Origin of the sequence: Novosphingobium resinovorum, assembly GCF_001742225.1 — a bacterium.
In the GTDB taxonomy this organism is placed as follows: Bacteria; Pseudomonadota; Alphaproteobacteria; order Sphingomonadales; family Sphingomonadaceae; genus Novosphingobium; species Novosphingobium resinovorum_A.
Map to the genome: position 1 here is coordinate 1,741,923 of NZ_CP017076.1, position 14,886 is coordinate 1,756,808.

At 66.1% G+C, this 14,886-nt stretch carries 10 protein-coding genes; 6 read left to right on the forward strand and 4 right to left on the reverse strand.

Features of this window, described 5'->3' with window-relative positions:
• Positions 1-184: 184 nt before the first annotated feature.
• The 4 genes from manD (at position 185) to yaaA (ending at position 3,935) form a co-directional block, all read left to right on the forward strand.
• Positions 185-1,393 (forward strand): D-mannonate dehydratase ManD, encoded by a 1,209-nt coding sequence (manD, locus tag BES08_RS24965; RefSeq protein WP_036526512.1) that lies wholly within the window; start codon positions 185-187, stop codon positions 1,391-1,393.
• Positions 1,394-1,404: 11 nt separating this feature from the next.
• Complete coding sequence (locus tag BES08_RS24970; RefSeq protein ID WP_268957469.1) at positions 1,405-2,322, forward strand: sugar kinase; 918 nt, start codon at positions 1,405-1,407, stop codon at positions 2,320-2,322.
• Between the two features lie 41 nt (positions 2,323-2,363).
• Complete coding sequence (locus tag BES08_RS24975; protein WP_036526510.1) at positions 2,364-3,101, forward strand: FadR/GntR family transcriptional regulator; 738 nt, start codon at positions 2,364-2,366, stop codon at positions 3,099-3,101.
• An 81-nt stretch (positions 3,102-3,182) separates the two neighbouring features.
• The gene (gene yaaA, locus BES08_RS24980) at positions 3,183-3,935 is read left to right on the forward strand and encodes a peroxide stress protein YaaA (RefSeq protein ID WP_036526509.1); all 753 of its coding nucleotides are present in this window, start codon (positions 3,183-3,185) and stop codon (positions 3,933-3,935) included.
• Positions 3,936-4,107: 172 nt separating this feature from the next.
• On the opposite strand, the gene BES08_RS24985 is transcribed toward yaaA, so the two are convergent.
• The 3 genes from BES08_RS24985 to BES08_RS24995 all read right to left on the reverse strand — a co-directional run bounded on the left by BES08_RS24985 (position 4,108) and on the right by BES08_RS24995 (position 10,236).
• The gene (locus tag BES08_RS24985) at positions 4,108-6,144 is read right to left on the reverse strand and encodes a putative bifunctional diguanylate cyclase/phosphodiesterase (RefSeq protein ID WP_231958360.1); all 2,037 of its coding nucleotides are present in this window, start codon (positions 6,142-6,144) and stop codon (positions 4,108-4,110) included.
• A gap of 217 nt (positions 6,145-6,361) precedes the next feature.
• Positions 6,362-7,822 carry an amidohydrolase gene (locus BES08_RS24990; protein ID WP_036526504.1) on the reverse strand — a complete coding sequence of 487 codons (1,461 nt, stop codon included), beginning with the start codon at positions 7,820-7,822 and terminating at the stop codon, positions 6,362-6,364.
• Between the two features lie 80 nt (positions 7,823-7,902).
• Complete coding sequence (locus tag BES08_RS24995; protein ID WP_008833253.1) at positions 7,903-10,236, reverse strand: TonB-dependent receptor; 2,334 nt, start codon at positions 10,234-10,236, stop codon at positions 7,903-7,905.
• 201 nt (positions 10,237-10,437) lie between these two features.
• Between BES08_RS24995 and BES08_RS25000 the strand changes: the two genes are divergently transcribed.
• Together BES08_RS25000 and BES08_RS25005 are read left to right on the forward strand one after the other, a co-directional pair.
• A complete protein-coding gene (locus BES08_RS25000; protein WP_036526503.1) occupies positions 10,438-10,932 on the forward strand; it encodes an RNA polymerase sigma factor in 495 nt (164 codons plus the stop codon).
• A complete protein-coding gene (locus tag BES08_RS25005) occupies positions 10,929-11,969 on the forward strand; it encodes a FecR family protein (protein WP_036526500.1) in 1,041 nt (346 codons plus the stop codon). Before BES08_RS25000 ends, BES08_RS25005 begins: the two co-directional genes overlap by 4 nt.
• A 9-nt stretch (positions 11,970-11,978) precedes the next feature.
• Here BES08_RS25005 and BES08_RS25010 read toward each other — a convergent pair whose 3' ends face one another.
• Positions 11,979-14,363, reverse strand: coding sequence for a TonB-dependent receptor (locus BES08_RS25010; RefSeq protein WP_155986282.1), 2,385 nt, complete (start codon positions 14,361-14,363; stop codon positions 11,979-11,981).
• Positions 14,364-14,886: the final 523 nt, after the last annotated feature.

The following is a 14,886-nucleotide window of genomic DNA, read 5'->3' on the forward strand; positions in this document are numbered from 1 at the left end:
CGGCCGAAGGAAAAGCGCCTGATGGTATTCCTTATGCCGGGCATGGCGTGACGGCTAACGCCCCGGCATTATTCCACGCAAGCTAGTTATCTGATGTATTGCGTCGATGAGGTAGGGCCAATATGGAAGAGAAGCAAGGCGAGTCAGGGGGCGTTGCTCCTCCCGGCTCTCAAGGGAGAACGTTGTGAAGATCATTTCGGCCAAGGTCATCGTGACCTGCCCTGGTCGCAATTTCGTGACGCTGAAGATCACGACAGATCAGGGCGTGTACGGGATCGGCGACGCCACCATGAACGGGCGCGAAAAGGCCGTCGTCGCCTATCTCGAAGATCACGTGGTTCCGTGCATCATCGGCATGGACCCGCGCCGGATCGAGGACATCTGGCAGTATCTCTATCGCGGTGCCTACTGGCGCCGCGGCCCGGTGACGATGCGCGCGATCGCGGCCGTCGACGTCGCCTTGTGGGACATCAAGGCCAAGATGGCGGGCATGCCGCTCTATCAGCTGCTCGGCGGCCGCAGCCGCGACGGCGTGATGTGCTACGGTCATGCCAACGGCGCCGACATTGCCGAGACGGTCGATGCGGTCGGCCAGTACATCGATCTGGGCTACAAGGCGATCCGCGCGCAGACCGGTGTGCCGGGCATCAAGGATGCCTACGGCGTCGGGCGCGGCAAGCTGTTCTACGAGCCGGCCGACGCCGCGCTTCCGTCGGTCACCGGCTGGGACACGCGCAAGGCCCTGAACTACGTGCCCAAGCTGTTCGAGAAGCTGCGCGAGACGTACGGCTTCGACCATCACTTGCTGCATGACGGTCACCACCGTTACACCCCGCAGGAAGCCGCGAACCTCGGCAAGATGCTGGAGCCGTACCAGCTGTTCTGGCTGGAGGACGTGACCCCGGCCGAGAACCAGGAGGCGTTCAGGCTGATCCGCCAGCATACGGTGACGCCGCTGGCGGTAGGCGAGATCTTCAACACGATCTGGGACGCCAAGGACCTCATCCAGAACCAGTTGATCGACTACATCCGCTGCACGATCGTCAGCGCGGGCGGCGTCACGCACCTGCGCCGCATCGCCGACCTTGCCGCGCTTTACCAGATCCGCACCGGCAGTCACGGCGCGACCGACCTATCGCCGGTGACGATGGGCACGGCGCTGCACTTCGACACCTGGGTTCCGAACTTCGGCATCCAGGAATACATGCGCCACACCGAGGAAACCGACGCGGTCTTCCCGCACGACTATACGTTCGAGGCGGGCGAGCTGTTCTGCGGCGAGACCCCCGGCCACGGCGTCAACATCGACGAGGAACTGGCGGCGAAATACCCCTACAAGCCCGCCTACCTGCCGGTCGCCCGGCTTGAGGACGGGACGATGTGGAACTGGTAAGAGGCGGCAGCGTGGCAAAGATCGTCTGCCTCGGAGAGGCGATGGTGGAACTGTCCGGCTCGGCGGGAGCATGGGGCGTGGGGTTTGGCGGCGATACGCTGAACACCGCCATTCATCTCGCCCGCGCCGGGCATGACGTCGCCTACATGACCGCGCTGGGCACGGATGCCTTCAGCAATGGACTGCGCACGGCATGGACGGCGGAGGGGGTCGATTGCGGTCTCGTCCTGACGCATCCCTCGCGGCAGGCCGGGCTCTACGCCATCACCACCGACCCTGCGGGCGAGCGCAGTTTCACTTACTGGCGGGAAACCAGCGCGGCGCGGGCGCTGTTCGAACTGGAAGCCGTTGATGCCGCGATGGACGTTGCCGAAACAGCCAATCTTCTGTGCTTTTCGCTGATCTCGCTGGCGATCCTGCCGCCGCAGGGGCGGCGGGACCTGCTCGCCCTGGCCGGGCGGGTGCGCAATTGCGGCGGTCTGGTTGCCTTCGACGGCAACTACCGCCCGCGCTTATGGGAATCTCCCGAGGCAGCGGCGCGCATGCGTGACGAGGCGATCGGCCTTGCCGACATCGGCCTGCCGACTTTCGAGGACGAGGCGCTGCTGGACGGCGCAACCTCGCCGCAGGCGGTCGCTGCGCACTGGCGGCGGCTCGGTTGCGGCGAGGTCGTCGTCAAGCTGGGCGCGCAAGGCTGCCTCCTGCCCGACGCAACGGTTTGCCCGGTGCCGAACGCCCTGAGCCCGGTCGATACCAGCGGCGCCGGAGACGCCTTCAACGGCGGCTACCTCGATGCCCGCATGCGGGGCGTTCCGGTTGCGGAGGCGGCACTCGCCGGGCACCGGATGGCAGGCTGGAACGTCATGCGACGCGGCGCGATCCCCCCGCGGGACCCGGCAGCGCCCTATATCGCACCGGAAAATTGGTAAGACATGTTGCGGGCGCCCGCAGCTTGTGACATTCACCGGGGATGGCGGAACGCTTGAAACTGTATCAGCGCGTGGCGCAAGAGATCGAACAGCGCATCGGAAGCGGGCAATATGCGGCCGGCAGCCGGCTGCCTGCGGAGCGTGACTTTGCCGAGCAATTCCAGGTCAGCCGTCCCACGATCCGTGAAGCGATGATCGCGCTTGAGATTCGGCAACTGGTGGAAGTGCGCCATGGCTCGGGCGTCTACGTGGCCGAGGAAATCCCTGCCGACCGCACTCCGGCCGAACTCGACGTCGGCGCGTTCGAACTGATCGAGGCGCGCATCATGTTCGAGGGTGAGGCCGCCGCGCTCGCCGCGACCGTCATGTCCGACGAGGAAGTGGCGCGTGTCGGCGAAATCCTCGAACGGATGGAGGCACTCGATCCCGCGACGGCGGAAGAGCTTGTGCTTGACCGGCAGTTCCACATGGCGATCGCCGAAGGCACGCAAAGCTCGCTGGTGGCCCAGACCGTCGAACACCTGTGGGACCTGCGCGAACAGTCGCCGCTGTGTCGCCACATGTTCGAGCAGGCGCGGCAGGTCGGCATCAACCCGCGCCCCGACGAGCACCGCCGGGTCTACGACGCGCTCGTCCAGCGCGATCCCGAGCAGACGCGCTCCGCCATGCGCGCCCATCTGATGCGCGTTTCGGAGGACCTGCTGGCCGTCACCGAACTCCAGTTGATCGAGAAAGCCAAGCAGGAGATCGGCGAAAAACGCCGCCGCATCCGCGCGTAGCCGGCCGGCGGCGGCCTGGTGCCGAAGCGGGCATCGAAGGGCATTTGACGCGCCTGCCGGTGCTCGCTACCGCAAGCCGCGATGATTGCCCTTCTGTCCCCCGCCAAGACGCTCGATTTCGAGCGTGTGCTCCCGCCGCTCGCCGTTTCGACCCCGCACTTCGTGGAGGAGGCGACCAGCCTTGCGCGCTCGGCCGCGAACCTCACGCAGAAGCGCCTTTCCGAGCTGATGCATATCTCGCCGCGTCTGGCGAAGCTGAACGCCGACCGTTTTCGCGACTTCCCCGAACTGCCCGAGCGGCAGGCGCTGTTCGCCTTCGCCGGAGACGTCTACACCGGGTTCGAGGCGCATACGCTGGACGAGCCGGGCGTGACTTTCGCGCAGGATCACTTGCGCATGCTCTCGGGCCTCTACGGGCTGCTGCGCCCGCTCGACACGATCAAGCCTTACCGCCTCGAAATGGGCACTCGCTGGGCGCCGCGCCACAAGTCCCTGACCGACTGGTGGGGCGACCGCATCGCCGCGCTGCTGCGCGAACAGGTGGCGGAGGAAGGATCGGGGGTCGTGCTCAACCTCGCCAGCCAGGAATACTTCGCCGCCGTCTCCGGGCGCCTTTCCGGCATCCGGGTGATCGAGGTCGAGTTCCGCGAGCCCGGCCCCAACGGCCCGCGCTTCATCAGCTTCAACGCCAAGCGTGCGCGCGGCATGATGGCGCGCTGGATGTGCGAGCACCACATCACCGACGTCGATGCGATGCGCGGCTTCGACACCGACGGCTACCGCTTCGATGCCGAGGAGAGCGACGCCGACCGCTGGCGCTTCACGCGCGCCTGACGGGCGCGCCGCTGCCTTCGGCAGTTCATGGAAAATGCCCATCCGGGCATTTCCTTGCGGCACCGGCCCACTCCCCCACCCGACCACCCAACGGTAGTATCCTGAGGGTGGTCGGGTGGGGGAGTGGGCCGGTGCCGCGAAATTCGCCTGCAGCGAATTTCCAGACAGACTCTCAGGCTACCTGCGCGAGATCGTCCCCCGCATTCGCGAAGTAGCTGAGGACTTCGCCCGCCTCAATCGGCTTGCTGTAGTAGTAGCCCTGAAGGTGGGTGCACCCGGCCGACTTCGTCGCGCCGATCAGGTGCGCCTCGCTGATCCCTTCGGCTACGACTTCGGCGCCGACGTGGCGGGCCATGGTGACCGCCGCTTCCAGCACCGCCACCGAGGCCGGGTCCTGCCCTAGGTCCATGACGAGGCTGCGGTCCAGCTTCATGCGGTCGAACTTGAAGCTCTTGACCATCGACAGCGACGAGTAGCCGGTGCCGAAATCGTCGAGTGCGATCCGGAAGCCCAGCGTGCGCAGCAGGTTGAGCGTCAGCAGTGCCCGCGTGTTCCGCTCGATCGACAGCGATTCGGTCACTTCCAGGAACAGGCGCCGCGGAACGATGCCGTTGCGGCGGCAGGCGTCGAGCAGGAAGCCGCTGAACCCTTCGTGCTGCAGCTGCAGCGGCGACAGGTTGATGCTGAGGAACATTTCGGGCCATTGCGCGAAATCGGCCAGCGCGCGTTCGATGATCCATTCGCCGAGCCGCACCATCAGCCCGCTGCGCTCGGCCGCCGGGATGAAGCTGGAGGGCGGCACGTCGCCGAGTTCGGGATGGCGCCAGCGGACCAGTGCCTCGACCTCGCGCGCGTCGTCGACGACCGAGTGGATCGGCTGATAGACCATGCGCAGTTGCTGGCGTTCGAAGGCATATTCGAGGTCCTTTTCCAGCGCGCGGTCGATCGAACGTTCCTGCGCCATGGCGAGGTCGAAGGCGGTGGCGCAGTTGCGGCCGCTCTTCTTCGAGGCATAGAGCGCCATGTCGGCGTTGCGCAGGATATCGTCCACGTCCTGTGCTTCGTCGCCTGCGGTGACATCGACGACGCCCATCGAGCAGGTCACCGCCACCGCATAGCCGCCAAGGCTGAACGGCGCGCGGACCGCATCGACGATGTCCGAGGCGAGGGCGAAACCCTGCCGTTCTTCAGTCAGCGGCATGGAGACGGCGAACTCGTCGCCGCCGATGCGGGCCACGACGCTCTCGTGGCCGAGGTGCTCCTTCACCCGCTCGCCGATCAGGCGCACGAGTTCGTCACCGGCGGCATGGCCGTAGTCGTCGTTGACGTGCTTGAAGCGATCTATGTCGATGACCATGCAGGCGAAGCGCCGCTCGTCGCCGGTCGCCAGCAGCTTGCCGAAGGTTTCGAGGAAAGCGCGGCGGTTGGGCATCCCGGTGGCGGGGTCGCTGAAGGCGAGGTTCTTCACCGCGCGGGCGTTCTGGCGGAAGGTTTCCAGCGGCCGCGACAGCGCCTGCAGTTCCTTGAGGCGGAACGTGCCGATCTCGATGTCGAGGTCGCCGTCGGCAAGGCGCTGGACGTTGCCGTGCATCCGGCGGATCGCGGGCAGGATGTTGCGCGAGATATCGAACAGCGCGAGCAGCACGACGAGGATCGTCACCAGCCCGGTTGCCAGCACCAGCAGCTGCCAGCGCCCGACCGAGGCGACGAGCTGCTGCTGCGCGCTGCGGCGCTGGGCATGGGCTCGATCGACGATGCCGTCGGCGAATTCGCCCATCGCGACATTGCGGGCCTCGATCCGGCGGGCAAGCGAGCGCGTGGCGCCGTGCTTCTGGACTTCGAGGATTTCGGCGACGTGTCGGTCGAGGTCGGCGAAAGGATTGCCCGCTTGCGGCGCGTCGTAGAACACCATGCCGCTGTTGCGCAGGCGGCCGAGCTGGTCGCCGATGCCGATGGCCTGGTCGGTCAGTTCGTCGCTGCTGCCCCCGGTCTCGCTGGCCATCAGGCCCCGATTCGTGGCCATGCGCAGCTTGGCGACCGCGTCGGCGAACTGGTCTGCGTTCTCGGCGATGGCGGAGGTTTGGATCAGCGCATCGCTCTGTTCGCGCAGGGCGTAGGCTTCTCGCTGGGTCACGACCTGCAGCAGGACCGTAAACACCACGATCAGCGTGAGCGCGCCCACCAGCCGCGTCTCGAGAGACGCGAACATGCGCCCGAACTTCGAATTAACGTTGAACATCTCGCACCCGAATTGTGCCGGGAATTCCCCATTCCCGTGCCATTGAGCGAGAGGTTAACGCGAATTTCCTAAGAAAATCTAATAAGGACAGTTACTTGACTGTCATTAACAGTCATTGAAATGTCATAATGAGAAAAAAGACCCGGTTCCGCACACTTGCGCGGAACCGGGGTCAGGATGGGTCCGGTTAATTCTTTGAGACAGGCGCCTTGCGATAGTCGAGCGAGGGTGCCTTGTCGCCGAGCAGCGAGCGGTAGACGAAGTCCGGCCCGCGCCTTTCGTCCAGTTCCTTCTTCGCGGCGGCCAGCGTGTCCGGGCTCTGGAACAGCTGCACGGCGGTGAGGGCGAGGGTCTTGGCGGCCACTTCCGCGCCCTTGGTGCCGACGCTGTTGCCGCTGGCGGCGACCGCCTGCCAGCTGTGCGGCGGCGTGCCGGGCGCCCAGGTGCCCGCCGACATGCCCGCCGTGGGCGTGGTGTAGCTGACGTCGCCGACGTCGGTGGAGGCGGACATGATCTCGCCGCTGGAATAGGGTGCGACGCCGCCAGCCTGCTTGCGGCCGCCCTTGGGCAGGGTGGCCGCGATCTTGTCGATGAACGCCTGTTCCTGCGCGGTATAGGTGGGCAGCGGAACCTGCTTGAGGTTGTCGTACATCACGTGGCCCAGCGTGTCGTTGGGCAGCAGGTCAAAGGTGCCGCCGATCTGGTCGTACTCGACCGTGGTGCCGGTGCCGAGTGCGGCGCCTTCGGCGGCCTTCTTCACGCGCTCCATGATGTCGGCGACCTGCTGTTGGTCGGGGTGACGCACGTAGTAGTAGACCTCGGCGGTGTCGGGCACGACGTTGGGGGCCTTGCCGCCATCGGTGATGACGTAGTGGATGCGCGTTTCCTGCGGCACGTGCTCGCGCATCATGTTGACCATGTTGTCCATCGCCTCGACGCCGTCGAGCGCGGAGCGCCCGCGCTCGGGCGCGGCGGCGGCGTGCGAGGCGAGGCCGTGGAAACGGAACTTGGCGCTGACGTTCGCGAGCGCATGACCCTGCATGGCGCTATAGCCGTCGCCCGCGTGCCAGTGCAGCATGGCGGAAACGTCCTTGGTCAGACCGGAGCGGACGAGGAAGACCTTGCCCGAGCCGCCCTCTTCCGCAGGCGCGCCGTAGACGCGCAGCTCACCCTTGATGCCGTGCGCGACCATCCAGTTCTTGGTGGCGATCGCCGCCGCGACCGAGGCGGCGCCGAACAGGTTGTGGCCGCAGGCATGACCGGCGATGCCGTCGATGACGTGGCGCTCAGGCTCGGCCGCCTGGGCGAGGCCGGGAAGGGCGTCGTACTCGGCGAGGATGCCGATGACGGGGCCGTCTCCGTTCTTGAAGCTGGCGATGAAGGCGGTGGGCATGCCCGCGACACCGGCGGTCACCTTGAAGCCTGCCGCCTTGAGGTCCTTCTGGAGAAGCCCCGAGCTTTTGGTCTCCTGGAAGCCGACTTCGGCCCAGGACCAGATCTGCAATGCATTGCGCGCCATCGCGGGCGCGCCGCGATCGACTTCGGCGAGGATCGCGGTGCGGTCGGCATCGGCCAGTGGCTCGGCCAGCGCCGGAGTAGAAGCGAGCGCGGAAAGGGAGAGCAGGGCGGTACGAAGACGGGATTTCATCGGGCTACATCCTCATCGAAAGGTCGTATCGAAAGGGGGGGCTGCGCGGATCATGGCGATCCGCGCAGGCGGGCAGGGGATCAGCGCTTGCCGAACGACATGCGCAGCTGGGCACCGAACACGCGCGGCTCGTTGTAGACGAGCGTGGTCGAAGTCACCGACGGGGTGACGACGCCGCCGGCAGCAGCATACGTCACATCGAACAGGTTACGCACGAAGAAGCCGAGGTCGATGCCGCGATCCTCGATGTTGTTGAAGTCCAGCTTGAGGTTGACGGTGTCGTAGGCCTTCTGGATGCCGTTGGTGTCCAGCGGACGCTCGACGTACCAGACCTTGGCGCTGTGGAACCAGTTGGCATTGAACACCATCTCGGCGAAGTTGCCCAGGTACGTCGCGTAGCGCGCACCGCCGCCGATGGTCCACTTGGGCGTGTAGGAGAACTTGTTGTTCACCGGGTTGTTGCCCAGCAGCGGGATGAAGGCTGCGGGTGCATCGTACTCGTCGTACTTGGCATCGGTATAGGCGCCGAAGCCCGACAGGGTGAAGCCGCCGACCGGGGTGACCGAGAAGTCGAACTCGGTGCCCTTGATCGTCGCCTTGGCGGCGTTGATGATCAGGCTGCTCGGATCGTTGGCCGAGTTGCCGTCGCCGTCGAAGTCCGCGCCGGGGAAGATCGAGCGCTGGATGTTGTTGTACTTGCTGGTGTAGGCCGCGATGTTGAAGCGGCCCTTCACGCCGCCGATTTCCCAGCTGCTCTTGATACCGGCCTCGTAGTCGGTGACCTTCTCGGGCTGGAACGTCTCGAAGCCGTCGAAGTACGAAGACATGCCGCTCTGGTTGTAGCCCGCCGAGCGGTAGCCGCGCCGGTTGGTGATGTAGAGGAACAGGTCGTCGTTGACCTTGTAGTCGAAACCGACGGTCCAGGTCGGGGCCTTGGAGCTTTCCGAACCGGTCTTGCCGCCCTGCGTGGCGCAGGCGTCAGGCCCGATGCGGTCGGCCGTGTCGAGCGCCGCAACCGAGCAGCCGCTCGACTTGTCCCAGGTGTAACGGAAGCCGCCGTTGAAGCGCAGCCCTTCCGCGAAGCCGCCGAAGGCATAGCCGACCTGCCCGAACAGCGCCTTGCTGGTCGAGGAATTGTAGTTCTCGTTGTAGGTGAAGGTCTTGCCCGGGATCACCGCCGAGTAGGTGACGCTGCCGTTCACGCCGGTCGGGTCGCTCTTGAGGTAGAAGGCGCCGACGATCCAGTCGAGGCGGTCGTTCAGCAGCGAGCCGAGGATCTGGAACTCGTTCGAGACCTGCTCGACGTCGGTGTTGGAAACGCCGTCGTAAAGCGCGAGGTAGGTGCCGTCCATGTCACGGGCGGCCGCGACCTTGCTGCGGCGGTAGCCGAAGATGTTCTTGAAGGTGACCTTGCCGACTTCCAGTTCGGAGGTGTTGGCCACGCCCCAGAAGGTGCGGTTCGAATAGGGGTCGATGCTGGTGCTGACGTCGCGCACGCCCGCAGCCTGCTGCTCGGCCAGCGCGATGTCGATGTCGCAGCCCGCGACGCCGCAGTCGAAGTAGGGACGGTTCGCCGCCGTGCGCGCGGTGCCGCCGCCGCTGACGGCCGGGTTCGGGTAGACGCCGTTGAGCACGGTGCCGGTGCCGTTCTCACGCGCGCGATACCAGTCGAATACGGTGGTGTTCTTCAGGCCGTCGACCGGCTCGATCAGGAGCGAGGCGCGGAAGGCGTCGTTGTGGCGGTCGTCGAGATCGCCGCCGTTGCCGTGGTTCTTGGTGTAGCCGTCGCGGCGGGCGATCTGGCCCGCGACGCGCAGGGCCACGCGGTCTGCGACGATCGGCACGTTGACGGCGCCCTCGAAGGTCGTCTCGTTGTACGAGCCGAGCGTGACCTGTCCGTAACCGGCGAAATCATAGTCGGGCGCGACGGGGTAGAGCAGCAGCGCGCCGCCAGTGGTGTTGCGGCCGAAGAGGGTGCCCTGCGGACCCTTCAGCACCTGGATCGAGCCGATGTCGAAGGTCGGCACGATGCTGCCTTCGTTGGGCAGCGGCACGTCGGCGAAGTAGGTTACGACCGAAGGCGCTGCGGCGCCTGCCGTCGCGCGGCGCTGGCCGCGGATCACGATCGAGGGCGTATCGCGCGAGGTCTGCGGCGCGACGTTGAGGCCGGGGGTGGTGTAGGTCAGGTCCTGCGTGGAGACGACGGCCTTCTCGCGCAGCATCTCGGAGTTGAACGCGGTGACCGAGACGGGGACGGTCTGGGCGCTTTCCTCGCGGCGGCGCGCGGTAACGACGATGTCGCCGCCGGGCTGGTCGAGCGACTGGGCTGCCGTGTCGGACTGGGCCTGCGCGGGCGCGGCGATGGCGAGGACGGTGGACGCGAGAAGTAGAGCCGAAAGGCTGCGACAGGTCATTGGTGTGTTACCCCATGGTTGTCCGGCCTGTCCCTGATCGCAGGCCGATATGCGCAAGACGCAAAGGCGCGCGGATCATTCGCTCATCGCGAAAAAATATATCGGATGTCCTTCCGCAGCCTGCGCGGCTATGAAGGCCGGGCATTGGACAGAAGGGCTGATCCGATTTTCTCGTTGCGCAGGACACCTCAGGAAAAGCATGTGCAGGGCCGTCAGCAGGTGACCGACCTGTCGGTGCACGTGCCCGCCCTGCGCCGGTACATCGCCAAGCGGGCGAACCCGGTGGACGTCGACGATCTCGTGCAGGACGTGCTGGTCCGCATGCACGTGCGCGGGCAGGCGGACCCGATCGCCAATGTCGAAGGCTACCTCTTCCAGGTCGCTGCGAGTGTCCTGACCGACCGTGCGCGGCGCGACACGGTGCGCCATCGCGGTGCCCATCACGAACTCACCGAAGCGCTGCACCCGGTGGACGACCTCACCCCCGAACGCGTGCTGCGCGGCCGTGAGGACGTCGATCGGCTCGCCAATGCATTGGAGGAAATGCCCGAACTGACGCGCGACGTCTTCGTGCTGCACCGCTTCGAGGAGATGTCCTACGATGCGATCGGACGGCACCTCGGCATCTCGACCAGCGCGGTCGGGCGCAACATCATGAAGGCGATCCGCTTCCTTGCCGCGAGGGATCTGCCATGAGCAAATCCGCCGACAACCTCCCGTTCGACGGCCGGGCGCTGGAAAGGATCGACTCGCCCGAAGCGACCGCCGCTGCCTATTTCAGCATCTTCCGTTCACCCAAGGCGACGCCGCAGGATTACGAGGACTTCGAAAGCTGGCACGCCCGCGACGAAGCGCACCGCATCGCCTGGGCTCGGGTCGAGCGGGCCTGGGATGGCACCGGGACCATGCGCGCCGACGCCCGCATCCTCGAAATCCGCGAGCGGGCGCTTGCCAATCGCCGCGACCGCCATGCCTGGGCACGCCCGGCGATGGCAGCGGGGCTCGCGCTGGCGGTCCTCGTCGGCGGGCTGACCTTCCAGCACTATCGCGGGGGCGGCGAAGCGCCTGCGGCTGCGCTCGCGCAAGCGGACAGCCACGTGATCTCGACCGGCGTGGGACAACAGAGCACCTTCCGGATGACGGATGGCTCGGCGATTACGGCCAACACCTCGACCGTGCTCGCCGTTTCGGAAAGTGAAACCGGGCGCAGCACGACCATCCGCAGCGGCGAGGCGTTCTTCGAAGTCGCCAAGAACCCGCGCAAGCCTTTCGTCGTCTCGGCCGGAGGCGTCCGGGTGACCGCGCTGGGCACGGCCTTCGCTGTGAGGGACACCGGCGGCCGCGTCACGGTCACGCTCGCGCAAGGCCGCGTGCGCATCGACATGCCAGCAGGGCAGGGCGGTGAGGCCCAGTCCACCGTTCTCCATCCCGGGCAGGAACTCGTGTGGCAGGGCGGCGCCTACCGCATGGCCGAGGTCGCCGTGGACCGCCAGCTATCCTGGCGCTCGGGCGTCCTGAGCTTCGATCGCGTGCCGCTGGAGCAGGCCGTGGCCGAGATCAACCGCTACAGTCCGCAGGAGATCATCGTCTCCAGCCCGCAACTTGCGCGTCGGCCCATCAGCGGCACGTTCCGCATCGGCGTAACGCGCGGGTTCCTGCAGAGTCTCGAACTGGCCGGGATCGCCCGCGTCGAAAACGAAAGCGTCACGCGCGCCGAACTCGTCGCGCCTTGACGGCGCGGGTCATTCGAAACTGTAGCGCAGTCGAAGCCCGATCGTGCGCGGCGGTCCGGGAATGATCGTCGCCGCCGTGTAGGCCGGATTGAGCGTCCCGCCGCCGCTCACGTAGAACCGGTCGGTGAGGTTGCGGCCCCACAATTCCAGATCCACTGGCAATCCGCCCGGCCGACGCCATGTGATCGCCGCGCCAAGCAGCCCGTAGGCGGGCTGCCGCGCGAAAGATTCGGTCGGCCTTTCGGTCAGCCGGACACTGCTCACCCATGCATAGTCTGCGCCAAGAGCGAGAGTTCCGAGCGTGCCGGGCAAGGGAAGATCGTGCGATAGGAACACCGATCCGCCGAACGTCGGCGTATATGTGAAGCGGTTGTGCAGCGGGTCCGTGCCCAAAAGCGAGGTCAGGGCGGTGGGGGCATCGATCCGGGTATAACGCGCGTCGATCCACGAGGCGCTGAGGGTCAGCCGGGTACGGGCTCCCAGGTTCGCCGAAAACTCACCGTCTGACCCCGCGACCCGGGCTTTCGCGCTATTGATGTAGAGGGTGATGGGGTCGGTCGTCAGTTCGCCGTCCCCATCGAAATCGACATCGGGAAACAGGGCGCGCTGCACGTCGTCGTAGAACCCGACATAGGCCGCCACCGCGTAGGAGCCGCTGATCCCCCCAAAACTCCAGCGCCCTTTGGCCCCGATCTCGAAGTCGGTCAGCGTCTCGGGCCGGAAAGTCTGGAAAGGCGCCAGTAACCCGCCGAGCGCCGGCGTGTTGTAGCCGCCCGAACGAAACGCGCGGCGGCTGGTGGCGTAGAGGCTGCTGTCTCCAAGCCTGCGGGTCAGTGCCAGCGTCCAGGTAAGTCGCCGCGATCGTGCCCGCGCCCTGGTTCCACCCTCGTCGAGGCATTGGCGTTCTGACAACGGCTTGGCCGCGACGGACCGCAGCGCGCAGCCGCCGATCCATTCGCCGGTATACCGCAATCCGAGGTCGGCAGTCAGGGCGGGGGCGAGCGAAGCGGTGACCTGGCCGAAGATCGCAGCGCTGCGGAAAGTCTGGTAGCTCGCGATGTGTGACGGCGGATTGTCAGGCCGCACCAGTCGCGACAGGGTCTGTACCACCGGACCGTCCGGCGCACTGTCCAGATAGAACAGTCCGCCGATATAGCGCAGGCTGCCGCTCTTTCCCTGCACCTGCAGTTCCTCGCTCCACTGGCGCAGCCGGGCATCGGTGACGGAATCGTTGATCGGCAGCGGCGTTCCGTCTCCATCGAGCGTGTAGTGCAGGTCGGTCGTCCTGAGGCCGGCGATGTTGCGGATCAGCAGGTCGCCCTCGCCATATTCCGTGATGTTGCCGATGCCGCGAAACCGTCGCCGGAAGGATGGCGCCAAGCCGGATTGGGAGGTGCGGCGGCCCAGCGTCTGCTGGGTCTCGAAATAGCCGTCGATGTCGCAGGCGCCCGTTCCGCAATCGAAGTAGGGAGCGTTCTGCGCGTCGCGCACGCTTCCTCCCGCGTAGACGCCTGCGAGGATCAACGCGGCGCCCTTTTCCTCGGCATCGAGCATGTCGAAGCAGGTGGTGGAGCGCAGCGGTCCGTCCGGATCGAAACGCAGCACTGCCCGTATCGCATCGGTATGCACATCGTCCGCACGTCCGCCGCCGAGCAGGCGCGTATAGCCCTCGCGCCGTACCTGCTGGCCCGATACGCGAAGCGAGAAGGGGCCGGACGCGGGCAATTCGACCGCCGCTTCAAGGCGGTGCAATCCGTAGTTGCCGATTTCGCCTTCGACGTAGGAGGCGATGCCTTCGCCCGGTTGTACCGAGCGCAGCAGTACAGCGCCGCTGGTGGCATTCCGCCCGAACAGCGTCCCTTGGGCGCCGCGCAGCACTTCGACCGAAGCGATGTCGAACAGCGGCGAAAGCGCTGCCTGATTGGGCAGGGGCACTTCGTCCTGATAGACGACGAGCGGCAGCCGGTTCTCGTCGCTGATCGATCGCCGCTGGCCGCGCATCACCAGAAGCGGCGTGGCGCTGCTGGTCTGGCCGGTGGCGACGAAGCCCGGAGTTATGCGCGCCACGTCCGCCAGCGTACGAACGGCCGCGTGCTGCAGCGCCGAATTGTCGAGATGGGTCACGACCAGCGGCACGTCGCGCTCCAGTTCGGGACGACGCCGTGCGGAAACGAGAATTTCGGGAGGTTCGGGGACCGGGGCTGGAGGCCGGGGTTGCAGCACTTTGCGGACCGGCGGCGTCTTTGCGATCAGATATACGCCGGGGGCTACGGTACGAACGGACAGACCCATGCCGCGGGTCATTCGCGTCAACGCTTCGGCCGGAGTCATATAGCCGTGTATGGCATGCGTGCGCCGCGCCTCGCTACCGGGCGCGTTGACCAGGATCTGCACTCCGGCCTGCTGCCCCAGCGACGCTACGGCGCGGGACAGCGGAAGCGCAGGGACGTTCAGTCCCCCGTCCCGGGCGAAGGCTCCGGTCGCCGACCAAATGAGGACTGCGAACGCACAGACGGCATTCGCTATGCTAGCACGCAACCCGAAGTTTTCCCGGCAATTGAGCCATAATTCCCTGTGGCGGCGTGGCTATCGGCATCAGCGACACGCTTCAAGCAAAAGCTGGAAGGGGTTTGGCGCTGGGCTTGCTGGCTCGCAGTCTGCCTTGGTGCGGTTGCCCTCCTGTTGAAAACATTTTTGAAAATTGGCTGTTGACCGAATCAGAAGCCCCCCTTAGAGGCCGCTTCACCGCAGCGGAGCACGCTTCTGCTACGGTCGCCAACACAGACGGACAGCTAGTTCCCCCGATCGCAAGAACGAGGGATGCTTGGTTGTCCGGATTTACTGTTCGGCGGGGCTGGCCCGCAAGGCTGGTTCGTTCTTTGACATTGTAGGTTTAGATGAAGGGACATGTGGGCGA

Coding starts and splice junctions, on each gene's coding strand:
- BES08_RS24985 (WP_231958360.1), bottom strand. CDS start 6,144: ATGTTCGCGTCTCTCGAGACGCGGCTGGTGGGCGCGCTCACGCTGATC.
- BES08_RS24995 (WP_008833253.1), bottom strand. CDS start 10,236: ATGACCTGTCGCAGCCTTTCGGCTCTACTTCTCGCGTCCACCGTCCTC.
- BES08_RS25005 (WP_036526500.1), top strand. CDS start 10,929: ATGAGCAAATCCGCCGACAACCTCCCGTTCGACGGCCGGGCGCTGGAA.
- yaaA (WP_036526509.1), top strand. CDS start 3,183: ATGATTGCCCTTCTGTCCCCCGCCAAGACGCTCGATTTCGAGCGTGTG.
- BES08_RS24990 (WP_036526504.1), bottom strand. CDS start 7,822: ATGAAATCCCGTCTTCGTACCGCCCTGCTCTCCCTTTCCGCGCTCGCT.
- BES08_RS24975 (WP_036526510.1), top strand. CDS start 2,364: ATGGCGGAACGCTTGAAACTGTATCAGCGCGTGGCGCAAGAGATCGAA.